Source organism: Streptomyces sp. NPDC092369 (assembly GCF_044755245.1).
In the GTDB taxonomy this organism is placed as follows: domain Bacteria; phylum Actinomycetota; class Actinomycetes; order Streptomycetales; family Streptomycetaceae; genus Streptomyces.
This window is the reverse complement of sequence record NZ_JBIVQP010000006.1, coordinates 167,827-194,355: the sequence shown is the minus strand read 5'-3', so window position 1 is coordinate 194,355 and position 26,529 is coordinate 167,827. Positions and strand designations below refer to the sequence as shown.

At 70.9% G+C, this 26,529-nt stretch carries 24 protein-coding genes; 13 read left to right on the top strand and 11 right to left on the bottom strand.

Features of this window, described 5'->3' with window-relative positions:
- Nucleotides 1-16: 16 nt before the first annotated feature.
- Nucleotides 17-1,303, bottom strand: a complete 1,287-nt coding sequence (locus tag ACIQI8_RS32785; protein WP_402358448.1) for a prolyl oligopeptidase family serine peptidase — start codon at nt 1,301-1,303, stop codon at nt 17-19.
- A 161-nt stretch (nt 1,304-1,464) separates the two neighbouring features.
- Between ACIQI8_RS32785 and ACIQI8_RS32780 the strand changes: the two genes are divergently transcribed.
- Nucleotides 1,465-2,121, top strand: coding sequence for a TetR/AcrR family transcriptional regulator (locus ACIQI8_RS32780; RefSeq protein ID WP_402358445.1), 657 nt, complete (start codon nt 1,465-1,467; stop codon nt 2,119-2,121).
- A gap of 58 nt (nt 2,122-2,179) precedes the next feature.
- Here ACIQI8_RS32780 and ACIQI8_RS32775 read toward each other — a convergent pair whose 3' ends face one another.
- The gene (locus ACIQI8_RS32775) at nt 2,180-3,019 is read right to left on the bottom strand and encodes an LLM class flavin-dependent oxidoreductase (protein WP_402358441.1); all 840 of its coding nucleotides are present in this window, start codon (nt 3,017-3,019) and stop codon (nt 2,180-2,182) included.
- A 241-nt stretch (nt 3,020-3,260) separates the two neighbouring features.
- On the opposite strand from ACIQI8_RS32775, the gene ACIQI8_RS32770 reads away from it, so the two are divergent.
- The gene (locus tag ACIQI8_RS32770; protein ID WP_402358438.1) at nt 3,261-3,953 is read left to right on the top strand and encodes a Clp protease N-terminal domain-containing protein; all 693 of its coding nucleotides are present in this window, start codon (nt 3,261-3,263) and stop codon (nt 3,951-3,953) included.
- A gap of 15 nt (nt 3,954-3,968) precedes the next feature.
- On the opposite strand, the gene ACIQI8_RS32765 is transcribed toward ACIQI8_RS32770, so the two are convergent.
- The 6 genes from ACIQI8_RS32765 to ACIQI8_RS32740 form a co-directional block, all read right to left on the bottom strand.
- Nucleotides 3,969-4,385, bottom strand: coding sequence for a RidA family protein (locus tag ACIQI8_RS32765; RefSeq protein ID WP_402358435.1), 417 nt, complete (start codon nt 4,383-4,385; stop codon nt 3,969-3,971).
- A gap of 49 nt (nt 4,386-4,434) precedes the next feature.
- Nucleotides 4,435-5,598: a serine hydrolase domain-containing protein gene (locus ACIQI8_RS32760; protein ID WP_402358432.1), complete on the bottom strand. Its 1,164-nt coding sequence runs from the start codon at nt 5,596-5,598 to the stop codon at nt 4,435-4,437.
- Between the two features lie 34 nt (nt 5,599-5,632).
- Nucleotides 5,633-6,088, bottom strand: a complete 456-nt coding sequence (locus tag ACIQI8_RS32755) for an organic hydroperoxide resistance protein (protein WP_402358429.1) — start codon at nt 6,086-6,088, stop codon at nt 5,633-5,635.
- Nucleotides 6,089-6,204: 116 nt separating this feature from the next.
- The gene (locus ACIQI8_RS32750) at nt 6,205-6,975 is read right to left on the bottom strand and encodes an energy-coupling factor ABC transporter ATP-binding protein (RefSeq protein WP_402358426.1); all 771 of its coding nucleotides are present in this window, start codon (nt 6,973-6,975) and stop codon (nt 6,205-6,207) included.
- Nucleotides 6,963-7,724, bottom strand: a complete 762-nt coding sequence (gene cbiQ / locus ACIQI8_RS32745; protein WP_402358423.1) for a cobalt ECF transporter T component CbiQ — start codon at nt 7,722-7,724, stop codon at nt 6,963-6,965. Before cbiQ ends, ACIQI8_RS32750 begins: the two co-directional genes overlap by 13 nt.
- A gap of 1 nt (nt 7,725) precedes the next feature.
- Nucleotides 7,726-8,781, bottom strand: coding sequence for an energy-coupling factor ABC transporter permease (locus ACIQI8_RS32740; RefSeq protein WP_402358420.1), 1,056 nt, complete (start codon nt 8,779-8,781; stop codon nt 7,726-7,728).
- A 168-nt stretch (nt 8,782-8,949) separates the two neighbouring features.
- Between ACIQI8_RS32740 and ACIQI8_RS32735 the strand changes: the two genes are divergently transcribed.
- Nucleotides 8,950-9,300: an SsgA family sporulation/cell division regulator gene (locus tag ACIQI8_RS32735; RefSeq protein ID WP_402358417.1), complete on the top strand. Its 351-nt coding sequence runs from the start codon at nt 8,950-8,952 to the stop codon at nt 9,298-9,300.
- 1 nt (nt 9,301) lies between these two features.
- Here ACIQI8_RS32735 and ACIQI8_RS32730 read toward each other — a convergent pair whose 3' ends face one another.
- Together ACIQI8_RS32730 and ACIQI8_RS32725 are read right to left on the bottom strand one after the other, a co-directional pair.
- The gene (locus ACIQI8_RS32730) at nt 9,302-10,978 is read right to left on the bottom strand and encodes a penicillin-binding transpeptidase domain-containing protein (protein WP_402358414.1); all 1,677 of its coding nucleotides are present in this window, start codon (nt 10,976-10,978) and stop codon (nt 9,302-9,304) included.
- Between the two features lie 118 nt (nt 10,979-11,096).
- Nucleotides 11,097-12,716 (bottom strand): penicillin-binding transpeptidase domain-containing protein, encoded by a 1,620-nt coding sequence (locus ACIQI8_RS32725; protein WP_402358411.1) that lies wholly within the window; start codon nt 12,714-12,716, stop codon nt 11,097-11,099.
- 230 nt (nt 12,717-12,946) lie between these two features.
- Here ACIQI8_RS32725 and ACIQI8_RS32720 point away from each other — a divergent pair, with 230 nt between their 5' ends.
- Nucleotides 12,947-13,306, top strand: coding sequence for a hypothetical protein (locus ACIQI8_RS32720; RefSeq protein WP_402358408.1), 360 nt, complete (start codon nt 12,947-12,949; stop codon nt 13,304-13,306).
- A gap of 12 nt (nt 13,307-13,318) precedes the next feature.
- Here ACIQI8_RS32720 and ACIQI8_RS32715 read toward each other — a convergent pair whose 3' ends face one another.
- Nucleotides 13,319-15,061, bottom strand: coding sequence for a dolichyl-phosphate-mannose--protein mannosyltransferase (locus ACIQI8_RS32715; RefSeq protein ID WP_402358405.1), 1,743 nt, complete (start codon nt 15,059-15,061; stop codon nt 13,319-13,321).
- 86 nt (nt 15,062-15,147) lie between these two features.
- Between ACIQI8_RS32715 and rsmI the strand changes: the two genes are divergently transcribed.
- The 9 genes from rsmI (at nt 15,148) to ACIQI8_RS32670 (ending at nt 26,509) form a co-directional block, all read left to right on the top strand.
- Complete coding sequence (gene rsmI, locus ACIQI8_RS32710; protein WP_402358402.1) at nt 15,148-16,005, top strand: 16S rRNA (cytidine(1402)-2'-O)-methyltransferase; 858 nt, start codon at nt 15,148-15,150, stop codon at nt 16,003-16,005.
- 247 nt (nt 16,006-16,252) lie between these two features.
- Entirely contained in the window at nt 16,253-16,666 is a 414-nt protein-coding gene (locus ACIQI8_RS32705; RefSeq protein WP_402358399.1) for a hypothetical protein, read from the top strand.
- A 47-nt stretch (nt 16,667-16,713) separates the two neighbouring features.
- Nucleotides 16,714-17,604 carry a TatD family hydrolase gene (locus ACIQI8_RS32700; RefSeq protein WP_402358396.1) on the top strand — a complete coding sequence of 297 codons (891 nt, stop codon included), beginning with the start codon at nt 16,714-16,716 and terminating at the stop codon, nt 17,602-17,604.
- 152 nt (nt 17,605-17,756) lie between these two features.
- A complete protein-coding gene (locus ACIQI8_RS32695) occupies nt 17,757-19,115 on the top strand; it encodes a ubiquitin-like domain-containing protein (protein ID WP_402358393.1) in 1,359 nt (452 codons plus the stop codon).
- 99 nt (nt 19,116-19,214) lie between these two features.
- Complete coding sequence (rsmA, locus tag ACIQI8_RS32690; protein WP_402358390.1) at nt 19,215-20,171, top strand: 16S rRNA (adenine(1518)-N(6)/adenine(1519)-N(6))-dimethyltransferase RsmA; 957 nt, start codon at nt 19,215-19,217, stop codon at nt 20,169-20,171.
- Nucleotides 20,168-21,067: a 4-(cytidine 5'-diphospho)-2-C-methyl-D-erythritol kinase gene (locus ACIQI8_RS32685; protein ID WP_402358387.1), complete on the top strand. Its 900-nt coding sequence runs from the start codon at nt 20,168-20,170 to the stop codon at nt 21,065-21,067. The genes rsmA and ACIQI8_RS32685 overlap by 4 nt, the downstream gene beginning before the upstream one ends.
- Nucleotides 21,068-21,128: 61 nt before the next feature.
- On the top strand, nt 21,129-22,397 hold the full coding sequence (locus ACIQI8_RS32680; RefSeq protein WP_402358384.1) for a hypothetical protein: 1,269 nt from the start codon (nt 21,129-21,131) through the stop codon (nt 22,395-22,397).
- Nucleotides 22,398-22,675: 278 nt separating this feature from the next.
- Entirely contained in the window at nt 22,676-24,478 is a 1,803-nt protein-coding gene (locus ACIQI8_RS32675) for an ABC-F family ATP-binding cassette domain-containing protein (RefSeq protein WP_402358381.1), read from the top strand.
- Nucleotides 24,479-24,667: 189 nt separating this feature from the next.
- Nucleotides 24,668-26,509 carry a PQQ-binding-like beta-propeller repeat protein gene (locus tag ACIQI8_RS32670; RefSeq protein ID WP_402358378.1) on the top strand — a complete coding sequence of 614 codons (1,842 nt, stop codon included), beginning with the start codon at nt 24,668-24,670 and terminating at the stop codon, nt 26,507-26,509.
- Nucleotides 26,510-26,529: the final 20 nt, after the last annotated feature.

The window sequence follows — 26,529 nt, the reverse complement described above, 5'->3', positions numbered from 1 at the left end:
GGGGCCGCCCGGCCGATCAACTGAGGTGTTCGTGCAGGAAGTCGACGATGTGGCCCATCGTCTCCTGCGTGGACCAGGGCTGGGCGGCCGAGGTGTCGCCGGTGAAGGACAGGTCGCCGTGGCCCGCACCGGTGAGGACGTAACGGGTGCTGTCGATGCCCTTGGCGCGGAGGGCAGTGTGCAGGTTCAGGGTCTGGCTGGGGGAGACCAGGTTGTCGGCGCTGCCGTGGAACAGGACGAAGGGCGCGGTCCTGGAGTTGATGTGCGTGCTCGGGTCGGCCGCCGCGATCTGGCTCGTACGGTCCTCGATCGACTTCTTGGTGCCGGGGCCGTAGACCCACTGGGCGGCGGTGTTGCCCGCGGTGTAGTTGGCCTTCTGCGCGGCGGTGTCGTAGTCGGCCGCGAGGGTGGACAGGTCGGCCGGGCCGAACTCGTCGACGACGCCCTGCACTTCACTGCTCCGGTCGAGGTTGTCGCCGATGTCGAAGGACTTGTCGCCGTTGGTGACGCCGGTCATCGCGGCCAGGTAGCCGCCCGCGGACTGGCCCCACACGGCGACGTTGTCGGGGTCGATGTCGTATTTGTCGGCGTTGGCGCGGAGGTAGCGGATCGCGGACTTCACGTCGGCGACGGCGTCCTTGTACGTGGCGCCGTTCGTGACGGTGCGGTACTGGATGCTGGCCACCACATAGCCCTGGTCGGCCACGTAGGTGCGCTGGCTCAGGTTGGCGGTGCGGTCCGCCATGCTGAACCCGCCGCCGGTCATGTAGACGACCAACGGCTTCTTGCCCGACGTGGACGTGGGCACCTGGATGTCCAGCTTCAGGTCGCTCTTCTTGCCGTTCGTGGTCGGCGAGGAGTACGTGATGTCGTTCGTGGTGGTGATCCCGGAGGTCGCGCACTTGATCTGCGCGCCGGTGGGATCGATCACGGTGCTGGTGCTGGTGTCCGACTTCTTGATGGTCTTGGCGACCGGGATGTTTCCCGCGTTGCCGCCCGTGGCGCCGGACGGCATGCCGGTGGGTGTTCCGCTGGACGTCCCGGTACCGCCGCCGGCCGCGGTCGTGGGGCAGGCGGCCGTCCGGGCACTCGCGCTGGACGCGTCGCTCGCCGAACCGCCGGACGAACTGTCGCCGCCCGAGGAGCAGGCGGCCAGGCTCAGCCATACGGCGACGGTCGCCGCGATGGCGGCGCCGCCCTTCCGCGTGCCCTTCCATGCGTCTCTCCAGGAGCCTGGCCGCGCCTGCCGCGCCTGACCCGTGTCCCGCGCCTTCCGGTGCGCCATCCCGCCGTTTTCGAGCATGTCTCTTCTCCTCGCCGACACGTGACAACAAACGGAGATGACATCTCCGTTTCCTTCGGTCACCGTACCACCAAACGGAGATTCAATCTCCGTTTATACTCGGAGGTGCGATGCGCGGGACGGTCCGCCATCACCCGGAACCGGAAGGCGAGAGGGCTGGGATGTCGGAACCCGCTGGACTCGACAGGCCGCCGCTGCGGCGCGATGCCGAGCTGAACCGTCGCCGCCTGCTGGCCGCCGGCCGCGAGGTGTTCCGCGACCGGGGTCTGGCCGCGACCCTCGACGACGTCGCCCGCCACGCGGGGCTCGGGGTGGGAACGGCCTACCGGCACTTCGCGAACAAGGAAGAGCTGGTCGACGCGGTCTTCGAGGACATGATCGACCGTGTCGAGGCGTCCGCCCGGGAGGCCGCCGCCGATCCCGACGCGTGGCACGGGCTGGCGTCCAGCCTGGAGAAGGTGTGCGAACTCCAGGCGCACGACCGGGGGTTGCGCGAGGTCATGCTCGGCACCGGCAAGGCCGCGCAGCGACACGCCCTCGTCGACCGGCGCGTCAAGCCGCTGGTCGATGTGCTGATCACCCGCGCGAAGGCTCAGGGCACGCTGCGCGCCGACGTCGTACCGCTGGACCTGCCGATGATCCAGCTGATGGTGGCGGCGATCACCGACCGCACCGGAGAGCCGGACCTGTGGCGGCGGTATCTACGGCTCCTGCTGGACGGCATGCGCACACGGCCGGACGGGAACCAACCATTGCCCCCGGCCCCGGCGTTCGGTGGTCGGGGGCAGGGCCAGGAGGGCGGCGGGGTGGCTTTCTGATGTGCCCCCGATGCCGGGCTACGCCTCAGTCGGTGTCACAGCACGTCCGCAGTCACCGTCACACCACATCCGCCAGCCGGTCCACCTGGTCCGGGTCGATGCCGTAGCAGTAGAGCATCACCTCGTCGGCGCCGAGGTCGGTGAAGGCGGTGATCGTCTCGCGGATCTGCGTCGGGGTCGTGAGCATGCCGGACACCATGCGGTCGGCCATGCCGGTGAAGGTGTAGTACGCGTGCATGCGGGACCGGGCGTCGTCGATCACGTCCTCCGGGCCCAGGGCGACATTGACCTGCGCGACGATGCGCGGTTCGCCGGCTCGGTCGTACTCCTTCCAGAACCGGCGCGCGGTGTCGAACAGGCCGCCCGCCCACGAGGGTGCCGCCGCGGCGAGGAAACCGTCGCCCCAGCGCGCGACGCGTTCGATCGCGGCGGGCTGGAAGCCGCCGAAGAGGACCTCGGGGCCCCCGGGGCGGGCGGGTGCGGGGCCGATCGGACCGACGCCGCCCGCGTCGTCGTACGCCTCGCCCGACCACAACCGCCGCATCACCGCCATCTGTTCGTCCAGGCGCCGGCCTCGCGTGCGCCGGTCCGTGCCGGACGCCCGGTGGTCGTCGTCCCGGCCGCCGACGCCCAGGCCGAGGACCAGGCGGCCGCCGGTCATCCGGTCCAGGGTCGCGGCCTGCTTGGCCAGGAGCGCGGTGTCGCGCAGGGGGGCGAGCAGGACCTCGGTCTGGACGCGGACGCGGGAGGTGGCACCCGCCAGGACGGCGAGGGCGACCAGCGGCTCGGGGTTGTCGTGGACGAGACGGTCGAGGAGGCCGAGGGTGGTGAAGGGCCCGGCGTCCGCGCGCCGCGCCCAGGTCAGCAGGGCGGCGGGGTCGCCGATACCGACGTTCATGAAGGAGCCTCCGAAAGGAAGGGTCGACAAAGTTGTTGCCGCCCCTTCGGCACCTCGTCTTCACGGAGGTGGGACGCTCCCACCCTGCGGCTTGCCTCTGGGGAACGTCTCGTCGAAGTGGCCTCACCGTAGGGCGGGCTGGAGGGAGGGGGCAACCGGATTTGGGCCGGTCCCACGCCACCAGTCGGGCAATCGTCAATTACAGGTTGACGATCCAGAAGCGTCAATTTAAAGTTGACGCATGAGCCCACTCGACATCAGCCTCGCCGACCTGATCGCCCGTCTCGACGAGGAACTGCCCGAATCCGACGAACTGGCCCGCATCAGCGAGGCACGACTGCGCGCCCAGACCCTGTCCGACCTCGGCGACCAGCTCATCGACCACTACGTCAGCAAGGCCAAGCAGGTCGGCGCGTCCTGGACCGAGATCGGCGACGCCATCGGGGTGACCAAGCAGGCGGCCCAACAGCGCCACGCCTCCGGCCCGTTCGAGCGGTTCACCGACCTCAACCGGCACGGAATCGTCCTGGCTCAGGAGGCCGCGCGCACGCACAAGCACGACTTCATCGGCACCGAACACCTCCTCCTCGGCCTGCTCGGCGAACCGCGAGGCCTGGCCTACGAGGTACTGGTGGCGCGAGTCGGTTCGGAGCAGGACGTCCGCGCCGCGATCGAGGAGGCGCTGCCGCCCGCCGGGACCAAGGCGCTGCGGGGTCACATCGCCTTCCGGCCGGAGAGCAAGGAGGCCATCGAGCAGGCACGCGCCGCCGCCACCGACCTCGGCCACGACTGGGTCGGCACGGAACACATGCTGCTCGGCCTGATCCGCGCCGAGGCGAGCCCGGCCGCGCGGATCCTGCGCGACCTCGGCTTCACGTCCGACGAGTTGGGCGAGACGATCAGGGCCGAGGTCGCCGCGCGCGACAACCAGTAACCGGGAGACCGGGATTCACACCCGCCGTACCGCCACCGCGTCCACCTCGAACAGCATCCCCGGCAACGCGAGGGACGCGACTCCGCTCAGGGTCTGCGCCGGCAGGCGGTCGCCGAAGTGCGTGTGCAGTGCCTTGCCCAGGGTCTCCAGCTTGGTGACGTCGTGGTCCACGATGAACGTGCCCAGCCGGACCACATGTTCGAAGCCGAGCCCCACTCCCGCCAGCGCCGACCGCAGTCGCCCGAAGGCCACGTCCACCTGCGCGGCGAAGTCGCCCGGCACGGGTGACCCCGTCGCGTCGGAGGCGTACTGCCCGGCGATGAAGACCAGTTCACCGGGTGCCGACACGGCGTGGCTGTAGCCGAAGGGGGTGGGGTCGTGGAGCGCGGGCGGGTTGGTGATCGTGCGGGCGTCGTCGTCCTTGAGCGTCATGGACGGGCAACGTCCCACGCACCTCGGCCCATTCCGGAGCCGCCCCCGCCTACGCCGGCAAGGCGCCCCGTGCCGCCCGTACCAACGCCTGCGCCCGCGGGTCCGCCGTCACGCTCGTCCGGAAACCGTTCGTCACATAGCCGAAGGCGATGCCCGAGGCCGGGTCGGCGAAGCCCAGGGCGCCGCCTCGGCCGGGGTGGCCGAAGGAGGTGGGGGACAGGAGCGGGGAGGCGGCGCCGTGCAGCATGCAGCCGAGGCCGAAGCGGGTCGGCACGACGAGCACACGGTCCGGGCCGGCGGAGCGCTCCGTGCGGGCCAGTTCCATCGTCTCCGGCGTGAACAGCCGCCTCCCGCCGTCCACTTCACCGATCAGGGACGCGTACAAACGGGCCAGACCGTCCGCCGTGGCGATGCCGTTGGAGGCGGGGAGCGCGGCGGCACGGTACGCCGGGTCGTTCTCGTCGGGGAGCGGGGTGATCGCGGCGAAGGCGCGGGTGGTGAGGGAGGTGGGGTCGGCGTACGCGTCGGCGACCGCCCGCTTGGGGCGCGTCCGCAGACCGGCCGGCTCCGGGGGCGGGTCCACCTGCGCGACCCGGCCCACCCGTCCTGTCTCTGACTCCGGCAGTCCCAGCCACAGGTCCGCGCCGACAGGTCCCGCGATCTCGTCGGCGATCAGCTCGCCCGGCGAACGGCCCGTGACCCGCCGGATCAGCTCGCCCGTCAGCCAGCTGTACGTCTGCGCGTGATAGCCGTGGTCCGTGCCCGGCTCCCAGGCCGGTGCCTGGGCCGCGACCGCCTCGGCGCCCAGCACCGGGTCCGCGGCCTGCGCGGGGGTCAGCGGGCGGTCGAGGACCGGGACGCCGGCGCGGTGCGCGAGCAGGTGCCACACCCGCGTCCGCTCCTTGCCCGCCGCCTTGTACTCCGGCCAGTACTCGCCCACCGGCGCATCCAGGTCCAGCTCTCCGCGCTGGTGCAGCAGCAGGAGTGCGGCGGCGGCGACGCCCTTGGTCGCCGAGCGCACGATCTGCGCGGTGGCGGGCTCCCAGGGTTCGGTGCCGTCGACGTCCTTGGTGCCGCCCCACAGGTCGACGACCTTGTGCCCGTCCCGGTAGACGACGACGGCCGCGCCCCGGTCCCCGAGCACCTCGAAGTTCCGCGCGAACGCATCCCTGACCGGCTCGAAGCCCTCGGCCACCACGCCGTTCACGTCCATGCCCGTACCTCTCCGGCCTGCGGATACTTCTTACTTACCCAAGCAGGATCGTCACGTCGATGTTCCCGCGCGTCGCGTTCGAGTACGGGCACACCTCGTGCGCCGCGTCCACCAGCTTCCCGGCGATGTCCGGGTCCAGGACCGGGAGCGAGACGCTGAGGGCGACCGCGAGGCCGTAGCCGCGCTGCTTGTTCGGGCCGATGCCGACCTTCGCGGCGACCGTGGAACCGGTCAGGTCGAAGCCCGAGCGGCGGCCGACCATCACCAGCGCGTTGTGGAAGCAGGAGCTGTAGCCGGCCGCGAAGAGCTGTTCCGGGTTGGTGCCGTTGCCGTCGCCGCCCATCTCCGGCGGCATCGCGACCTTCAGCTCGATCTGGCCGTCCTGGCTGGTGACATAGCCGTCCCGACCCCCGTGCGCGGTCGCCTCGGCGACGTACATGATCTTCGTCGGACGGGTGTCCACGGCGACTGCGACCGCGTCGTCCGTCATGGCCGGCCTCCCCCGGGGCGAGTGTGCGTAGTAGCTGACACGTGCATCCCGCACAAGGTACTGGCCGGTAGGTCAACTGGTGTTACCAGGGGGTAGCAACCGCCGGTAACCCGAGGTCAGGGTGTCGTCACCGACCGCGGGTCGAAGCCGAACGGCAGCTCCAGCCGGTGCGCCCGCATCAGGTCCTCGTCCGCGAGCACCTCCGCCGTCTTCCCGTCGGCCGCGATCACGCCCTCGCTCAGGATCAGCGCGCGCGGGCACAGTTCGAGGGCGTACGGCAGGTCGTGCGTGACCATGAGGACCGTGACGTCCAACGAGCGCAGGATGTCGGCGAGTTCGCGGCGGGAGGCCGGGTCGAGGTTGGAGGAGGGCTCGTCCAGGACGAGGATCTCCGGCTCCATGGCGAGCACGGTCGCGACGGCCACCCGGCGGCGCTGGCCGAAGGAGAGGTGGTGTGGGGGGCGGTCGGCGAAGTCGGCCATGCCGACCGACTCAAGGGCGGTGCGCACCCGTTCTTCGAGTGCGGGGCCCTTCATGCCGGCCGCCGCCGGGCCGAACGCCACGTCCTCGCGGACCGTCGGCATGAAGAGCTGGTCGTCCGGGTCCTGGAAGACGATGCCGACCCGGCGCCGGATCTCCGCCATGTGCCGCTTGCCGACCGGGAGTCCGGCGACCGTCACCGTCCCGGCGCCTGCCGTGAGGATGCCGTTGAGGTGCAGGACGAGGGTCGTCTTGCCGGCGCCGTTCGGGCCGAGCAGCGCGACCCGTTCGCCGCGGCCGACGGTGAAGTCGACGCCGAACAGGGCCTGATGGCCGTCGGGGTAGGCGTAGGCGAGGCCGGAGACCTCCAGGGAGGCGGGGGAAGCGGTGGTACTCACAGGGTCCATCCCAACACGCAGACGGTCAGGGCCGCGACGGGGAGCGCGAGGGCGTACGACCACTGCGCCCGGGAGGCGGTCACCTCGTCGATGACCGGCATCGAACCGGCGTACCCGCGGCTGATCATCGCCAGGTGCACGCGCTCGCCGCGCTCGTAGGAACGGATGAACAGCGCGCCCGCCGACTTCGCGAGCACGCCCCACTGCCGGACACCCCGGGCCGTGAAACCCCGTGACTCGCGGGCGATCCTCATCCGCCGCATCTCGTCCGTGATGACATCGCCGTAGCGGATCATGAAGGACGCGATCTGGACGAGCAGCGGCGGGAGCTTCAACCGCTGCAGTCCCAGCAGGAGTTCGCGCAGTTCGGTGGTGGAGGCGAGGAGGACGGAGGCGGCGACGCCGAGCGTCCCCTTGGCGAGCACGTTCCACGCGCCCCACAGGCCGTTGACGCTCAACGACAGGCCCAGTACGTCCACTCGCTCGCCCTCCGCCACGAAGGGCAGCAGGACGGCGAACGCGACGAACGGCACCTCGATCAGCAGCCTGCGCAGCAGGAAGCCGGCCGGCACGCGCGCGACGTACGCGACGACGGCCAGCAGGACGGCGTACAGGCCGAACGCCCACATCGCCTCGCGCGGGGTGGAGACCACGACCACCACGAAGGCGAGGACGGCGGCGAGCTTGGTGTGCGGCGGCAGCGCGTGCACGGGCGAGTGCCCGTGCCGGTACAGCCGGTGCGCGTGCCCCGCTCCCATGTCAGGCGCTCGTGCTTGCGGTGCTGGTGGGAGTCGCGTCGGGCGTGCGCCGACGGCGCACCGCCCAGAACACCGCGCTGCCCGCGACGATGGTCACACCTACGCCGAGAACGCCCGCCAGCCCCCCGGACAGGCGGGCGTTCTCGACATCCTTGACGCCGTAGTCGGCGAGGGGGGAGTCGGCCGAGGCGTGCTCCTCGGCCTTCTTGTCGATGCCCTTGTCGGCGGCGACCTTCTCCAGGCCGTCGGGGTTCGAGGAGGCGTAGAAGCTCACGAACCCGGCGAGGACGAGGGAGGTGACCAGACCGGTGATCCACAGCGCGCGCCGGGAGGTGCGCGCCGCGACGGGCGCCGGCTCGGGCGTCGGCACGTCGACGAGCGCGCCGTCCACGCGCAGCTTGAGCCTCTGCTCCAGGCCGCGCGCCCCGTACACGAGGTCGGGGCGTACGGCGATCACCGCGCCCACGGTCAGTGCCGTGATGGCCGCCTCGCCGATCCCGATCAGGACGTGCACGCCGATCATCGCGGTCGCGACCTTGCCGATGGCGACGTCCGTGGTGCCGCCGACGGCGTAGAGGAGCGTGAAGGCGACCGCGGCGGCCGGGACCGACAGGAGCGCGGCGACGAAGGAGGCGACGGTGATCGAGCGCCGCTTGCGCGGCAGCACCTTCACCAGGCCGCGGAAGATCGCGTACGCGACGACCGTTGTGACGATCGCCATGTCGGTGATGTTCACGCCGAGCGCGGTCAGGCCGCCGTCCGCGAAGAGAATGCCCTGCATGAGCAGGACGACGGAGACGCACAGGACCCCTGTGTAGGGGCCGACGAGTATCGCCGCCAGCGCTCCGCCGAGCAGATGGCCGCTTGTTCCGGCCGCTACGGGGAAGTTGAGCATCTGTACGGCAAAGATGAACGCGGCCACCAGACCGGCCAGTGGCGCGGTGCGTTCGTCGAGCTCGCGGCGCGCGCCGCGCAGGCTCACGGCGATGGCACCCGCGGCGACGACTCCGGTCACGGCGGAGGTGGGGGCGTTGATGAATCCGTCAGGCACATGCACCGTTCGATAATAGAGGCTTATTGCGAACCCTTTGCAAGAGCTAGAAGCTCCTGAATCGTGCATGTGATCTGTCCGACGTCAAGGAGCGAGAACAGGAAAATGTGCGACATTGGAGGAGAAGCGGACGCACAGCTTTCACATAGGTTACGCAGCGTTAGGGGTCGCCCGATGTCTGTAGTCGAACAGTACGCGCGAGCCCACATCGTCACGGACGCCGAGATCCCGGATGACGGGACTGTGCCCGTCGTCCTGCGCTACGACCCCGAGGCCGACCCGCGATCGGTGCGCTTCGGACTGCCCGGACCCCACGAATGGACCTGCTCGCGCGCACTGCTCGAACAGGGTCTGCGTGCCCCGGCGGGCAGCGGTGAGGTCCGCGTCTGGCCGTGCGGGCGGGTGCAGGCGGTGGTCGAGTTCCACTCGGCGAAGGGCGTCTCGGTGGTGCAGTTCGAGTCGAAGGCCCTGCTGAGGTTCCTGCGGCGGACCTACATGGTCACCGCGGAACCCGTACGACGCTGAATCAGCCGCCCATCCGCAGCAGTGCCGCGACGATCGGTCCCGCCGTGTCGCCGCCGTGGCCGCCCGCCTGGACCACGCCGGCCGCGGCGAGATCGCCGCGGTACGCGGTGAACCAGCCGTTCGGCTTCTCCTGGCCGTCGACCTCCGCGGAGCCCGTCTTGGCACCGTAGTCGGGGCCGAGGCCCGCCATCGCCTTGGCCGCCGTGCCGTACGCGGCCGTGTACTGCATGACGTCCTTCAGCTCGGCCTGCGTCGTCGACGACATCGTCCGCGAGGCCTTCGCCAGCGTGCGGTTGTCCACGCTCGGGGAGACCAGGTAGGGCTGGTGGAAGGAGCCGGTGGCCACGGTCGACGCGACCGACGCCATGTTCAGCGGGTTCATCCGCACCCCGCCCTGGCCGATCAGGGAGGCGCCCATCTGCGCGCCGCTCTGCACCGGCACCGCGCCGTCGAAGGTCGGGACACCGATGGCCCAGTTGTTCATGCCGAGTCCGTAGACCTGCTGGGCCTCCTTCGTCAGGTCGCTGTTGGACAGCTTCGGCGCGAAGTTGATGAAGGCGTTGTTGCAGGACGCCCCGAAGCTCATCTTGAACGTGCCCCGCTTGATCTCGGAGTCGGCGTCGTTGTGGAAGGTCCAGCCGGCGAGCTTGTACGTCTTGGGGCAGGGGTGCGAGGCGTTCGGGGTGGTGAGGTTCTTCTCGAACAGCATCGTCGAGGTCACGATCTTCATCGTGGAGCCGGGGGCGAGGGAGCCCTGGAAGGCGACGTTGAAGCCGTGCGAGGTGTTGGCGACGGCCAGGATCTCGCCGGTCGAGGGACGCATCACGACCGCCGACGCCCGGGCCTGCTTGGCCACTTGCTGCTCGGCGGCGGCCTGGAGGGTCGGGCTGAGCGTCGTCTTCACCGACCCCGGCGTGCCCTTGGCGAGCGTCAGCAGCGTCTTGTCGGACAGCTTGGCCTTCTCGGACGCCTTGCCGCGCACCACGTCCAGCTCGACGCCCGCCTTGCCGCCGGCGATCTTGCCGAACTTCTCCCGCAGCCCGTCCAACACCGGGCCGAGCGACGGGTACTTGGCGGTCGTCAGCTCGCCGCCGTCACGGTCGTAGGCCTTGATCGGCGGGGTCCCGGACTCGCCGGTGACCAGGGTGTCGCCGTCCTTGAGATCCGGGTGGACGACGGCGGAGGACCAGTCGACCAGCGGCTTGCCGTCCTCCTTGTTCCGCACCACCGTCAGCGAACTCTCGTACGCCAGTGGCTTGCTGGTGCCCTTGTACGACACCGTGCCCTTCACGGAGAAGGGGACCTTGTCGCCGGTGCGGATGCCCGGGGTGAGGGTGACGCCCTCGATGTGGGCGTCCTTGGTGTACCCGGTGAGCAGGGCGGTGGCGGCTGTCGTGTCGTTGGTGACGGCGGCGGCCTGCGGCACCTTGCCCTGCTGCCAGGACGTGAGGAACCGGGTGGCCGCGGTGGTGACCTCGGTCGCCGACAGCGGACCGGTCCTGACGTCCTTGTGGTCGGCGGACGAGGACGCGTTGGTGGTCCGGTCGTCGGCCGCCGCCCCGCTCCCGTACAGCGCGTAGACGCCGAAACCGGCGCCGCCGACGACCACGGCGATCATCCCGCCGATCACGGCGGGCTTGGTCTTCCGTCGCTCGGCGACGCGCCCTCTTTTACCCACAGTTCCCGAATCCTCCGCTGATTCCCCAGGGTCCCCTCAGGGTCCCGGCGGACCCAGCCCTCCCACACCCAACTCAACGACGGTAGCCACCCTAGAGTCCCGTCCTGTACGGGTGACTTCAGCCACCACTCCGTAGCACAGCTGCGACAATCGGGCCGGCCGCGTCCACGCCGTGGCCGCCGTCCTGGGTCATCGCCGCGGCCGCCACGTCGCCCCGGTAGCCGGTGAACCAACTGTTCGACTTGGACTGGCCGTCGACCTCGGCGGAACCGGTCTTCGCGCCGAAGTTCGGACCCAGGCCCGCCATCACGCCGGCCGCGGTGCCGCTGGTCGCGGTGCGGTTCATCATCGAGCGCAGTTGCGCGACCGTGTTCGCGGACAGGCCCTTGGCGGTGGCCAGTTGGCGGTCGTCGAGCTTCGGGGAGACGATGATCGGCTGCCGGAAGGCGCCCGTCATCGCGGTCGCCGTCACCGAGGCCATGTTCAGCGGGCTCAGCTGGACCTGGCCCTGGCCGATCATGTTCGCCGCGGTGTCCGGGCCGCCGGAGGCGGGGACCGAGCCGTCGAAGGACGGGATGCCGGTCTTCCAGTTGTCCCGGCCGAGCCCGAAGCGGTCCTCGGCCTCCTTGGTGAGCGAGTCCACCTTCACCTCGTCCGCGTACTTCACGAACGCCGTGTTGCAGGAGCGGGCGAAGCTGTCGGAGAGCGTCGCGTTCAGGTCCGGGGCCATGCCCTTGAGGTTGTGGAAGGTCTGGCTCTGCCACACCGCGTCGTCCGTGCACGGCGCCGGGCCGTTCATGCTGGTGATGCCGTTGTCGATGAGCGTGGCCGCGGTGACGATCTTCATCGTGGAGCCGGGCGCCAACTGGCCCAGGAACGCGGCGTTGAAGCCGTCCTTGCGGTGGTTGGCGACGGCGAGGACCTCGCCGGTGCTCGGCTGGACGGCCACCACGGAGGACTCCGCGTACTTCTTCACCGCGGTCTCGGCCGCCGCCTGCGCGCTGGCCCTCAGCGTGGTCCGCAATTCGCCGGGCTCGCCCTTGGAGAGGGTGAGCAGCGAGGTGTCGGCGGAACCCTCGACGGCGTGGTGGATCGACAGCTCGACCCCGGGCGTACCGCCCGCGCTGTCGCCGTACTTGGCGCGCAGCTCGTCGAGGATGGGCCCGAGGGACGGGTACTTCTCGGCGGTCAGGACGGTCCCGTCCCGGTCCACGGCCTCGATGGGCGGGTTGGCGGCCTCGCCGGTGACCAGCGTGTCGCCCTTCTTCAACTGCGGATGCACGACGGACGGCTGCCAGTCGACGAGCGCGCGCCCGGTGGTCTTGCCTCGCACGACGGTCAGTCGGCTCTTGTACGCGAGCGGCTTGGACTTCCCCTCGTACGACACCGTGGCCTTGACGGAGAACGGCACGGTGGCGCCGGTCGCGGCGCCCGGCGTGATCTTCACGTGGGTGATGTGGGCGTCCGTGCCATAAGCGGTCAACAACGGCTCGGCCCCGACGTCGTTGTTCGTGTACGTGGCCGCCTTCGCCCCGTCGCCCTTCTCCCACGCCGCGAAGAACTTGGCCGACGCGTCCTTGACCTCCCCGGCACTGGGCGGCCCGGTCTTCACGGCCGCGGCCCCGGACCCCTCGTCCCCGCTCACCGCACTGACGATGTTGTACGCCCCGTACCCGGCCCCACCCACCATCACGGCGAACACCCCGCCTATGACAGCGGTCTTGACCCCCCGGCCCATGAAACGTTCCCCTCCCCGTGAGCCCTTCCCCCCGTCCCCAGGATCTTCTGAACACGTTCAGAAAGGGCTGTCCATGCTCGCACTGTATGCGAGATGGGGGGTGGCTGTGGCCCAAGTTTTCGTTTGTTGTCGAAGAGGGGTGGGGGAACTCGATGGCTGCCGACGCCACCTCGCCGGTAGCGTCCGGTCTCCCGACCTGCCGTACCGGCGGCTCCCGGTTTCAGAGAGCGATGCACATGACCAGCCAGCGAGCGACGACCACCCTGTGGCGCCCCACCGGCCCCAAGGAGCTGGACCTGGTCCGCGAGCTGAACTGGCGCGCGTGGCCGCCTCGGCTGCCCGAGCAGCCGATCTTCTACCCGGTCCTCAACGAGGACTACGCGATCAGGATCGCGCGGGACTGGAACGTGAAGCACGACGGTGCCGGCTTCGTCACCCGATTCGAGGTCGACTCGGAGTACCTGAACCGGTACCCCGTCCAGCAGGCCGGCGGACGCACGATTCTCGAGCTCTGGGTTCCGGCCGAGGAGCTCGACGACTTCAACGCCCACATCGTCGGCGCGATCCAGGTGGTCCACGAGTTCCGCTGAAGTCTTGCCCGCCTAGACCCACGTATCCAGCCACATCCGCGACCGCCAGTCGTCGATCGGGATCGCCGTGCCCGTGTACAGCGGCCAGAAGTAGATGAAGTTCCACGCGATCAGCAGCACCAGCACCCCCGCCCCCGTGGCCCCCGCCACCCGGCGCGTATCACTCGACCCCGGTGGGCCGATGATCGCGCCGAGGAGCATGGCCACGGCCAGGCAGAGGAACGGGACGAAGACGATGGCGTAGAAGAAGAAGATCGTGCGCTCCTGGTACATGAACCAGGGGAGGTAGCCCGCCGCGACGCCGCAGGCGATGGCGCCGGCTCGCCAGTCGCGGCGGAAGAACCAGCGCCACAGGACGTAGGCGAGGGCGAAGCAGGCCGCCCACCACAGGAGGGGCGTGCCCAAGGCGAGGACCTCGCGGGCGCACTTCTCGCCGGCGTCCGCGGGGCAGCCGTCCTTGCCGGGGGAGGGGGACTCGTAGAAGTACGAGACCGGGCGGCCGTCGACCAGCCAGCTCCACGGGTTGGACATGTACGTGTGGGGCGAGGACAGGCCCACGTGGAACTCGTAGACCTCGTGCTCGTAGTGCCACAGGCTGCGCAGCCAGTCGGGCAGGAAGGTCCAGTTGCCGCCCTTGCCGTCGGTGGCGGCCCAGTTGCGGAAGTAGCCGCCGGAGCCGTTCGTGGGGGAGAGGATCCAGCCGATCCACGAGAGGAGGTACACCGCGATCGCCACCGGGACCGTGGCCAGGAAGGTGAGGCCCGTGTCGCGGCGCAGGACCGCCGCGTACGGGTGGCGGGCGCCCGCGACCTTGCGGGAGCCGGCGTCCCAGAGGAGGGCCATCACGCAGAACGCGGCGAGGATGTAGAGGGCGTTCCACTTGGTGCCCAGGGCCAGGCCGAGGGTGAGGCCGGCCATCCAGCGCCAGGGGCGCAGGCCGAGGCGGGTCGTCTCCGCGATGTGCGCGTCCGGACGGGCCCTGCCGTCGGCGTCGAGCGGGAGCGCCGCCGCCAGTTTCTCCCTCGCCCTGTCCCTGTCGATCAGCAGGCAGCCGAACGCGGCCAGGACGAAGAACATCAGCACGCCGTCCAGCAGCGACGTGCGGCTCATCACGAACGCCAGACCGTCCACCGCCATCAGCGCGCCCGCCAGGCAGCCGAGGAACGTGGAGCGGAAGAGGCGGCGGCCGATGCGGCAGAGGATGAGGATCGAGAGGGTGCCGAGCAGCGCTGTCATGAAGCGCCAGCCGAACGGGTCGAAGCCGAAGATCAGCTCGCCCAGGCCGATGACGTACTTGCCGACCGGCGGGTGCACGACGTACGCCGCGTCCGCCGGGACCGTGACGTGCCCGTTCGTCGACAGGATCAGATCGTTGGCGTTCTTGTCCCAGTTGACCTCGAAGCCGCGGTGGACGAGCGCCCAGGCGTCCTTGGCGTAGTACGTCTCGTCGAATATCACCGCCTTCGGGCTGCCCAGGTTCCAGAAGCGCAGCACGCCCGCCATCAGCGTGACCAGCAGCGGGCCGCCCCAGCCGGACCAGCGGGCGATGCGCTCGGCGAGCGTCGGCGGTACGCCGAGCACCTGCCACAGCCGCGGGCTGGGCTGCACGTACGGCGGTACGAGCCGCTCGCGCACGTCGGTGTCTGAGGCCCCCGGCCGGTAGCCGAAACGGCGCAGCCGCTGCTGCCACGAGGGCTGCTGGTCCTGCGGGGGCCTGCCCGGCCGGGTGTCCGTGGAGGACGCGGTACTGGTCACCGCGCCATCGTAGGGAACCGCGCTGTGTGAGTCCCGTGCATGGCCGGATGCGTCCGCATCGGAACGCGGCTGGGAGGATGGACGGCGTGACTGGAATCCTCGTTCTCGCAGGCACCCCCATCGGCGACACCGCGGACGCGCCGCCCCGGCTCGCCGCCGAACTGGCCGGTGCCGACGTCGTCGCCGCCGAGGACACCCGGCGGCTGCGGCGGCTGACCCAGGCACTCGGCGTCACGCCCAAGGGCCGGATCGTGTCGTACTTCGAGGGCAACGAGTCGGCCCGCACGCCCGAACTGGTCGAGGAACTGGTGGGCGGGGCGCGGGTGTTGCTCGTCACGGACGCCGGAATGCCGTCGGTGTCCGACCCCGGCTACCGGCTGGTCGCCGCCGCCGTCGAGCGGGACATCCGCGTCACCGCCGTACCGGGACCCTCGGCCGTGCTGACCGCGCTCGCGCTGTCCGGGCTGCCCGTGGACCGGTTCTGCTTCGAGGGGTTCCTGCCGCGGAAGGCGGGCGAGCGGCTGACCCGGCTGCGGGAGGTCGTCGACGAGCGGCGCACCCTCGTCTACTTCGAGGCCCCGCACCGGCTCGACGACACCCTCGCCGCGATGGCCGAGGTGTTCGGCGCCGACCGGCGGGCGGCCGTCTGCCGGGAGCTGACCAAGACGTACGAGGAGGTCAAGCGGGGCGGGCTGGCGGAGCTGGCCGCCTGGGCCGCCGAGGGTGTGCGGGGCGAGATCACCGTCGTCGTGGAGGGCGCGCCCCAGAAGGGGCCCGAGGAGCTCGACGCGGCCGAACTGGTACGGCGGGTGCGGGTGCGCGAGGAGGCGGGGGAGCGGCGCAAGGAGGCCATCGTGGCGGTCGCGGCGGAGGCCGGGCTGCCCAAACGGGAGGTTTTCGACGCGGTTGTGGCTGCGAAGAACGCGGCTTCCGCAAGCTCCTGACGAGGCCTGCGTGATTCGGCTCATACCCGCTCTGAGCAGGGCGCATATCGTCTGAGCGCGCGCCCCACGGGCAGGCAAAGCCAGCAGGGGCGATGGCAAAGTCCCACCGGTCCGCGAGGCCGGTATGGCAAGGAAAGTCCAAATCGGCTCCAACACTCGACAGGCCTGATGCTTTCGCGCCGGTGGAGGCGTCCACTGGGTTGTGGGGACGAACCGTCCCTGTGCCCAGCGGACAAGAGGAGCTGGCATGAGCGAGATCTCCGGACAGAACGGCGGCCGCGGTGCGGCGACCGCGGTGGTCCACGAGTCGTATTCCTTCGCCTGCATGCGCTGTGGGCACGGCTGGGAGCAGTCGTACGAGATAGAGCACCACAAGGACACCGAGGGCCACCAGTACGTCACGTACGTGGCCGGCGGCCGGGTCGTGCCCTCCCCGCTGAGCAGGCCCTCGTGCGTGCAGTGCGACGGCCATGTCGTACGGATCATGCGGCCCGGGCAGGTCTCCTCGGTGCACCAGGCGGCCTACCGTCATCAGGCGGCGCCGGTGGCCGTGACGGCGCCCGGGACCGAGATCGCCGAGGTGCCCGCGCAGGCCGACGGCGAGCGGCACCACTGGCACCTGTCGGATCTCCTGCACCCCTTCCAGCGCAAGGCGAGCTGAGCGAAATCGGAGCGCGTGAAGGCATGCCCCTTTCGTAGGATCGGGGCATGCCTTCGAATTCCTCCGGCCCCTCCGGCAAGAACGCCGCCCCGCCGCTCCCGGAACCCCTCCGGGTGCCCGTCGCCGACTCCCACACCCACCTGGACATGCAGTCCGGCACGGTCGAGGAGGGCCTCGCGAAGGCCGCGTCGGTCGGAGTGACGACGCTCGTGCAGGTCGGCTGCGACATCAAGGGCTCGCGGTGGGCCGCCAAGACGGCCGCCGCGCACGAGAACGTCCACGCGACCGTCGCCCTGCACCCCAACGAGGCCCCGCGCATCGTCCACGGCGACCCCGACGGCTGGTCGAGACAGCGCGCCCGCGTACCAGGGGGCGAGGGGGCGCTCGACGAGGCGCTCGCCGAGATCGACCGCCTGGCCGGGCTCCCGCAGGTCAAGGGCGTCGGCGAGACCGGCCTCGACTACTTCCGCACCGGGCCCGGCGGCAAGGAGGCGCAGGAGCGCTCGTTCCGCGCCCACATCGAGATCGCCAAGCGGCACGGCAAGGCCCTCGTCATCCACGACCGGGACGCCCACGCGGACGTGCTGCGCATCCTCAAGGAGGAGGGCGCCCCCGAGCGGACCGTCTTCCACTGCTACTCCGGTGACGCCGAGATGGCGGAGATCTGCGCGGGCGCCGGCTACTTCATGTCCTTCGCCGGCAACGTCACCTACAAGAACGCGCAGAACCTGCGGGACGCCGCGGCCGTGGCCCCCCTGGAGCTGCTCCTGGTGGAGACGGACGCACCCTTCCTGACCCCGGTGCCCCACCGCGGAAAGCCCAACGCCCCCTACCTCATCCCGGTCACCGTGCGCGCGTTGGCCGCCGTGCGCGACATCGACGAGGACGCGCTGGCGACGGCGCTGGCGGCGAACACGGCGCGCGCGTTCGGTTATTGAGGCCCGACCGAGGCCCGTTGAGGACTGCCGATCCGCTCCCCGATCCTCTCGAACACCACTTTGAGTAGTCGCGTCGCTTTGGAGAGTGACGAATGCTCCGCTAGGTTCTGGGGGCCCTTTCCGGACCCCTCCGGCCACTGGAGCGTGTCGGCGTGAGCAACTCGAAGTACCAGACGTACGAGGCGTACGGCGCCGAGCCGGGTGCCGGTGTCGCCGGTGACCTGCACACCGCGGAGACGCTGGCCTATGGCGTGTACGCGGCGCCGGACACGTACGAGGACAGGCACAGGGACAGATACGAGGACACGTACCGGCCCGCGTACGAGGCACCCGCGCCGACCGAGTCGCTCGAACCGACGCTGCCGCGGCAGGTGGGGCGGGCCGAACGCCGGCGCAAGGGGCGGTACACCGAGCGCCCGGACAGTGCGATGCGCCGGCTGCTGCCGCAGGCGCTGGTCGTCGCGTTCCTCGCGGGCGGCACCACCGCCTTCGTCGCCGAGGACAAGGCGATCGAGCTGAGCGTCGACGGCACGCCGCGCACCCTGCACACCTTCGCCGACGACGTCACCGAACTGCTCGCCGAGGAGGGCGTCGACGTCGGCGCGCACGACGTGGTCGCGCCCGCCCCCGGCACGGAACTGACCAGCGGCGACGAGGTGGCGGTGCACTACGGGCGCCCGGTCCGGCTCACGCTCGACGGCCAGCGCCGCGAGGTGTGGACGACGGCGCACACGGTCGACGGGGCGCTCAAGCAACTGGGGGTGCGCGCGGAGGGCGCGTACCTGTCCATCTCGCGCTCCCAGCCCATCGGACGCGCCGGTCTCGAACTCCACGTGCGCACCGAGCGCTCGGTCACCGTCATGGCCGACGGCCGCGCCCGCACGGTCCGCACCAACGCGGCGACCGTCGGCGAGGTCATCGACGAGGCCGGGATCACCCTGCACGACCAGGACACCACGTCCGTCCCGCAGGACAGCTTCCCGCGTGACGGGCAGACGGTCACCGTGCTGCGGATCACCGGGACGAAGGAGGTCCGCGAGGAGCCGATCCCGTTCGAGGTGCAGCGCACGGAGGACGCCTCGCTGTTCAAGGGCACGGAGGTCGTCGAACAGGCGGGCGTGCCGGGCCTGCGCCGGGTGACGTACGCCCTGCGCACGGTCAACGGCGTGAAGCAGAAGCCGCGCAGGACCGACGACGAGGTCGTGCGTCAACCGCGCAAGCAGATCGTGAAGGTCGGCACCAAGCCGCTGCCGACGTCCGTGGGCGGCGCGGACGGCCTCAACTGGAACGGCCTCGCCACCTGCGAGTCCGGCGGCCGCCCGAACGCGGTGGACCCGTCGGGCACGTACGGCGGCCTCTACCAGTTCGACACCCGCACCTGGCAGGGCCTGGGCGGCAGCGGCCGCCCCCAGGACGCACCGGCGGCGGAACAGACGTTCCGAGCGAAGAAGCTGTACGTGAGGCGGGGGTCGAGTCCGTGGCCGCATTGTGGGGCGCGCCTGCACGGGTGAGGGGGGTGGGGCGCAGCCCCCACCCCCAGGGGCGCGGGGAACTGCGCGACCAGCCACGACGGCGCAGCAGCCAAATGACAGCCCCGTACCCTAGGTGCCGTGAGCAGCAACCCCACCCCCGACGCCCTCCTGGGCCCCGCCGAAGTCCGTGAACTCGCGGCCGTCCTCGGCGTAAGGCCTACCAAGCAGCGCGGCCAGAACTTCGTCATCGACGCGAACACGGTCCGCCGTATCGTCCGCACCGCGGACGTCCGCGCCGACGACGTGGTCGTGGAGGTCGGCCCGGGCCTGGGTTCACTCACCCTCGCGCTGCTCGAAGTCGCCGACCGCGTCACCGCCGTCGAGATCGACGACGTCCTCGCGTCCGCGCTGCCCGCGACCATCGCTGCCCGCATGCCGGAGCGCGCCGACCGCTTCGCCCTGGTCCACTCGGACGCCATGCACATCACCGACCTCCCCGGCCCCCCGCCGACGGCACTGGTCGCGAACCTGCCCTACAACGTCGCCGTGCCCGTCCTGCTGCACATGCTCGACACCTTCCCGAGCATCGAGCGCACCCTCGTCATGGTCCAGGCGGAGGTCGCCGACCGGCTGGCCGCGCCGCCCGGTTCGAAGGTGTACGGCGTCCCGTCCGTGAAGGCCAACTGGTACGCCGAGGTCAAGCGCGCCGGCTCCATCGGCCGCAAGGTCTTCTGGCCCGCCCCGAACGTGGACAGCGGCCTGGTCGCCCTCGTCCGCAGGGCCGAGCCGCTCAAGACGACGGCCTCCAGGCGCGAGGTCTTCGCGGTGGTCGACGCGGCCTTCGCCCAGCGCCGCAAGACCCTGCGGGCGGCTCTCGCCGGATGGGCGGGTTCGGCCGCGGCGGCGGAGGCGGCGCTGGTGGCGGCGGGGGTGTCCCCGCAGGCCCGCGGGGAGGCGCTGACGGTGGAGGAGTTCGCGCGGATCGCCGAGAACAAGGTGGACGGCGCCGAGAACGAGGTGGACGGCGCCGAGAACGAGGTGGACAGCGCCGAGAACAAGGCGCACAGCGCCGAGAACGAGGAGTCCGGTAAGTGAGCGTCACCGTCCGCGTCCCCGCCAAGGTCAACGTCCAGCTCGCGGTGGGGGCCGCCCGGCCCGACGGGTTCCACGACCTGGCCAACGTCTTCCTCGCGGTCGGCCTGTACGACGAGGTCACGGCCACGCCCGCCGACGAACTGCGCATCACCTGCACCGGGCCGGACGCCGACCAAGTGCCTCTGGACGCCACGAACCTGGCGGCGCGGGCGGCGATCGCGCTCGCCGTGCGCCACGGCATGGACCCCGCCGTACACCTCCACATCGCCAAGGACATCCCGGTCGCCGGCGGTATGGCGGGCGGAAGCGCGGACGGCGCGGGTGCGCTCGTAGCGTGCGACGCGCTGTGGGGCACCCGGGCCCCGCGCGAGGAACTGCTCGACATCTGCGCCGAGTTGGGCAGCGATGTGCCGTTCAGCCTGGTGGGCGGGGCCGCGCTCGGGATCGGTCGGGGGGAGAAGCTGACCGCGCTGGAGGTCGGCGGCACCTTCCACTGGGTGTTCGCGATGGCGGAACGGGGACTGTCGACGCCGGCCGTCTTCCGGGAGTTCGACCGGCTGGGCGAGGGCACCGACATCCCCGAACCCGTGGCCTCCCACGAACTCCTCGACGCGCTCGCGAAGGGCGACCCGGACGCACTCGCCGCCGCCGTCTCCAACGACCTGCAGCCCGCCGCGCTCTCCCTCTTCCCCGAACTCGCCGACACCCTCACCGCCGGCCGCACCGCGGGCGCCCTCGCCACCCTGGTCTCCGGCTCGGGCCCGACAACGGCCTTCCTCGTCCGCGACCCCGAGTCCGCGGCCAAGGTGGCAGCGGCACTGGAGAGTTCGGGCACGTGCCGGAAGGTACGGGTGACGTCGGGACCGGCGCTCGGGGCGACGGTGCTGGGCCGTTAACCAGGTGCCGGGTCCCGTGGCGGGCCCCTAGGCTCCGCCGGGGACGGGGGAGTTGGGGAAGTTGACGGAGGACTCGGTGTCGGTGGACGTGCTGGTGGCCGCCGTACGGCGCGGTGACGCGGACGAGGTCGGGGACCTGCTGCACGTCGGTGCGGACCCGGAGGCGGTGGCCAACGGAGTGCCCGTGCTGTGCCTGGCCGTCGCCGCGTACGACGAACCGATCGCCCAGGCGCTGGTCGCGGCGGGCGCCGATCCGCTGCGCGCCCTCCCCGACGGCACCACCCCGCTGCTGCGCGCGGTGGACGGCGGCTCTGACGTCATGGTCGCCGCCGTACTGCCGGAACCCGTCCATCTCTCGTCCGCCGTACGCACCGAACTGCTCGACCGCGCCCGGCAGTGGACGGAGAGGGGCGCGGAGGCCGAACTGCGGCGCAGGACCGGCGAGTCGGGACCGGTCGAGCGGAGCAGGGGCGAGCACCACGGTTGGTCTTGTCACTGGGAGCGGCTCACGCTCGGCGGGGTGAGCGTGTGGGACGGGCACGCGGGGATCCTGAGCAACCTGGAGGCGCGTTTCGGACTGCGCACGCCCTTCGAGGAGTTGGTGGCCCGTGCCCTGGCGCACCCCGACGAGGAGCACGCCGTCCGGTCCACGGTGTCGCTGACCCTCTCGGCCCGGATGGACGAGGAGACCTGGGCCGCCGCCGTGGCCCTGGGGCGGCACCCCGACCGGCTGCGGCGGCTGTTCGCGGCGGATGTGCTGCGCTGCCTGATCATGGGGCTGGGGAGCAATCCCCTGGACCCCGACTACCGCTTCGAGAGCCGCGGGCCCGAGGTGCTGGTGCCGTGGGCGGCGGCCGAGCAGGACATCGAGGTGCTGGCGGCGGTGCTCAACGCGCTGACGGAGAGCGAGGGTCCGGAGATCGAGCCGCTGCTGCTCTCCCACCTCACGCATCCGGACCCGCGGATCCGTGTCCAGGTCCTGCACGGCCTCCAACGGGACGAGAGGTGCATGCTGGTCCGCCCCGAGAATCTGTCGGCGGTGCTCACGCTCGTCCGCGACCCCGACTCCCAGGTCCGCGCGTCGGCGGGCTACTGGCTCGCCGAGTACCCGGGCCGCGACCCTCGCATCGCCGACGCGCTGGCCGAACTCGTCGACCACGAGGAGCAGTTGATCCGTATCTACGCCGTGTACGGCCTCGCCCTGCACGACGATCCGCGCTGCGTCGAGGCCGAGCGGCACATCGGTTCCGTGGACCGGGAGAAGTGGCCGGACACCTGGCTGCTGGACGCGGTGTGGCGCTACCAGTGGCGGCAACGGGAGCGCGGCTGACCGCTCCTCACCGGCCGGGCGATCTTCGCCCGCCCGCGTCCACGCGGCCTCCCCGAAGCGGACTCCCCGAAGGGCCACGCACGGCGACGACCGCGTTCTCCGCGACCTGCGGCGGTCAGCGGCCACCGCGACTGGCTCCGGACGGACTGCCCGGGCCGGACGATGTACGACCTGCCGGCCGAGGTCAGGACGGCAGCGGCCTCCTGACCTGCGTGGATCGTCAGCCGCCCGGTGCGCATTAGGCTGGGTGGCTGACCGTCCCCCCTGTCAGGAGCGAAATGGCCGTCAACCTGGTCAATGTCGAGAACGTCAGCAAGGTGTACGGCACCCGTGCCCTGCTCGACGGTGTCTCGCTCGGTGTCTCCGAAGGGGACCGGATCGGGGTCGTGGGGCGCAACGGTGACGGCAAGACCACGCTGATCCGGATGCTCGCCAAGCTGGAGGAGGCCGACACCGGACGCGTCACCCACTCCGGCGGCCTGCGCTTCGACGTGCTCACCCAGCACGACTCGCTCGACCCCACCGCCACCGTCCGCCACGAGGTCATCCGGGACATGGCGGACCACGAGTGGGCGGGCAACGCCAAGATCCGCGACGTACTCACCGGACTGTTCGGCGGGCTCGACATGCCGGGCTTCCCGCAGGGTCTGGACACCGTCATCGCGCCCCTCTCCGGCGGCGAGCGGCGCCGTATCGCGCTCGCGAAGCTGCTGATCGAGGACCAGGACCTGATCATCCTGGACGAGCCCACCAACCACCTCGACGTCGAGGGCATCTCCTGGCTCGCCCGCCATCTGCGCGAGCGCCGCTCGGCGCTCGTCTGCGTGACCCACGACCGGTGGTTCCTGGACCAGGTCTGCACGCGCATGTGGGACGTGCAGAAGGGTGACGTCTTCGAGTACGAGGGCGGCTACTCCGACTACGTCTTCGCGCGGGCCGAGCGCGAGCGGATCGCCGCCACCGAGGAGACCAAGCGGCAGAACCTGGTCCGCAAGGAGCTGGCCTGGCTGCGCCGCGGCGCCCCCGCCCGGACCTCCAAGCCGCGCTTCCGCGTCGAGGCCGCCAACGAGCTGATCGCGGACGTGCCGCCGCCCCGGGACACCAGCGAGTTGATGAAGTTCGCCTCGTCCAGGCTCGGCAAGACGGTCTTCGACCTGGAGGACGTCACCGTCCAGGCCGGTCCCAAGGTGCTGCTCAAGCACGTCACTTGGCAGCTGGGCCCGGGCGACCGGATCGGCCTCGTGGGCGTGAACGGCGCCGGCAAGACCTCCCTGCTGCGGGCCATGGCCCAGGCCGCCCGCAGCGAGGGCGAGACCCAGCCGGCCGCGGGCCGGGTCACCGTCGGCCGGACCGTCAAGCTCGCCTACCTCTCCCAGGAGGTCGCCGAACTGAGCCCGACTCTGCGCGTTCTGGAGGCCGTTCAGCAGGTCCGCGAGCGCGTCGACCTCGGCAAGGGGCGCGAGATGACCGCCGGGCAGCTGTGCGAGACGTTCGGCTTCAACAAGGAGAAGCAGTGGACGCCGGTCGGGGACCTGTCCGGCGGTGAGCGCAGGCGACTGCAACTGCTGCGGCTGCTCATGGACGAGCCCAACGTCCTCTTCCTCGACGAGCCGACGAACGACCTCGACATCGAGACGCTGACCCAGTTGGAGGATCTGCTCGACGGCTGGCCCGGCTCGATGGTCGTCATCTCCCACGACCGGTTCTTCGTCGAACGCACCACCGACCGGGTCTTCGCACTCCTCGGTGACGCCACCCTGCGGATGCTGCCGCGCGGCATCGACGAGTACCTGGAGCGGCGCAAGCGGATGGAGGAGGCGGCCGCCGCCGCGGCGCCGGTGACGGTGAAGCCCGTCGCCGAGAAGAGCGCCGCTGACCAGCGGGCCGCGAAGAAGGAACTCCAGAAGATCGAGCGGCAGTTGGACAAGGTCTCCGAGCGCGAGACCAAGCTGCACGCGCAGATCGCCGAGCACTCCACCGACTTCGCGAAAGTGGCCGAACTGGACGCCGAACTCCGCGATCTCGCCGGGCAGCGCGACGAACTGGAGCTGCGCTGGCTGGATCTCGCCGAGGACGCGTGAAGGGTGCGTGAAGGCGCGTAACGGCGGCATCACGGGCCGGTTCTCCCTTGGGAACAGGGGCTGAACCGGCCCGATGCTTTGTCGGCCCCGGGTGATAGAAAGAGCCGTCTGAGAACTTTCTGAGGACGACTCCGGGCCCGACACAGTCCGGGGTGGCTAAAAATCAGTGAACGAGGGGGAGACGCGCTGATGACTCAGCCGCCGGACCAGCCGCAGCAGCCACCACAGCCGCCGCAAGGTGCGTTCGGCGCGCCGCCACCCCAGATGCAGCCGCCCCAGACACCACCGCCCCCGCAGGGCGCGCCCCAGGCCCCGCCGCCTCCGCAGGGCCCGCCGTCGGCCGCGCCCCAGCCCGGCTACGGCTACCCGCAGGCACCCCAGCAGCCCGGCCCGTACGGCGCGTCCGGCCCGTACGACCAGCCGGGACCGTACGCCCAGCCCGGCCAGTACGCCCAACAGCCCGGCCCCTACGGGCAGCCCGGTCCCTACGGCCAGCCGCAGCAGCCGGGTCCCTACGGGGTCCAGCCGGGGTACGGCTATCCGCCGCAGCCCCAGTACCCGGGCGGTCCCGGCATGCCGCCGCCGCCCGCCGGCGGCTCCCGCAATCCGTTCAAGGGCAAGCCCGGGCTCGCCGTCGGGGCGGCCGTCGTCGCGCTCGCCCTCATCGGGGGCGTGGTCTTCGCCGTCACCAGCGGTGGCGACGACAACAAGGACAAGAAGCCGGTCGCCCAGAAGAGCGACGACGCGAAGCCGTCGGCGTCCGTCCCGGTCAACCCCGGTGACGGCAGCGGCGACGGCGGTGCCGATCCCGAGGACCTCAACTCCGGCCGCAAGGCGGGCGAGTCGAAGGTGCTCTGGTACAAGGAGGCGCCGAACGCGCCCGGTTCCGGCGCCGACGCACCCGGCCTGTGGATCACCGACAAGACGGTCGTGAAGGCCGCGTACAAGCAGGTCTTCGCCTACAACGTCGGTGACGGCAACCCCACTTGGGACGCGCTGACGTTCCCGCAGAAGATCTGCGCGGTCACCCCGCAGAAGACGGCCGACGACAAGGTCGTGGTGGCCTACGAGAGCGGCACCAGCGACCGGGCCGAGTGCAACAAGCTCCAGCAGATCGACCTGAACACCGGCGCCAAGGGCTGGAGCGGCACGCTCGCCGACGGCGCCCTGTTCGACAGCACCATCACCATCAGCATGTCCATCACCGGCAAGACCCTGCTGGTGGGCCGCTCGCAGTCCGGGGTGGCCTTCGACGTCGGCACCGGCAAGAAGCTGTTCGACAAGACGAAGTACGGCAACGCCTGCTTCCCGACCGCCTTCGCGGGCGGCGCCAGGCTGCTCTCCGTCGCGTCCTGCGACGCCACCGGGACCAACGAGCACGACGAGATGCAGGAGTTGGACCCGAGGACCGGCAAGGTCAGGTGGACCCAGAAGTTCGACAAGGGCTGGCGGGTCGCGCGGACGTACTCCGTCGACCCGGTCGTGGTCTACAGCACCAACGAGGACAAGAAGGCCTGGAACATCTCCACCTTCAACTCGGGCGGCACCTTCCGCTCGCAGGTCAGCTTCGACGAGGACTTCGCGCCCGCGTGCGGGTGGGCGATCCTCCAGCGCGATCTGCAGGGTTGCCAGGGCGTGGCGGTCGACTCCACCACCCTCTACCTGCCGACCGAGGCCTCCGGCGGCCCGAACGACGTCGTCGCGATCAACCTGGCGACCGGCAAGGAGAAGTGGCGCGTCAAGTCCCCGGCGGACGAGTCGATGCTGCCGCTGCGCACCGAGGGCGGCAAGCTCATCGCGTACGTGGAGCCGTCGTACGCCACCGGCGGCCAGGTCGTGTCGATCCCCACCGGGGGTTCGTCGCACAAGCCGGTCAAGCTGCTGCAGAACCCGGCGAGCACGGCCGGCATCGAGAGCGGCTTCTACTCCAAGATCTTCGACTGGGTCGACGGACGCTTCTATCTCGCGACCACGCGGCTGTCCGGGAACGACGACACGAAGGAGAAGCTGATGCTCGCCTACGGCAAGTGACGCCTTCTTCCGTTCGCCCG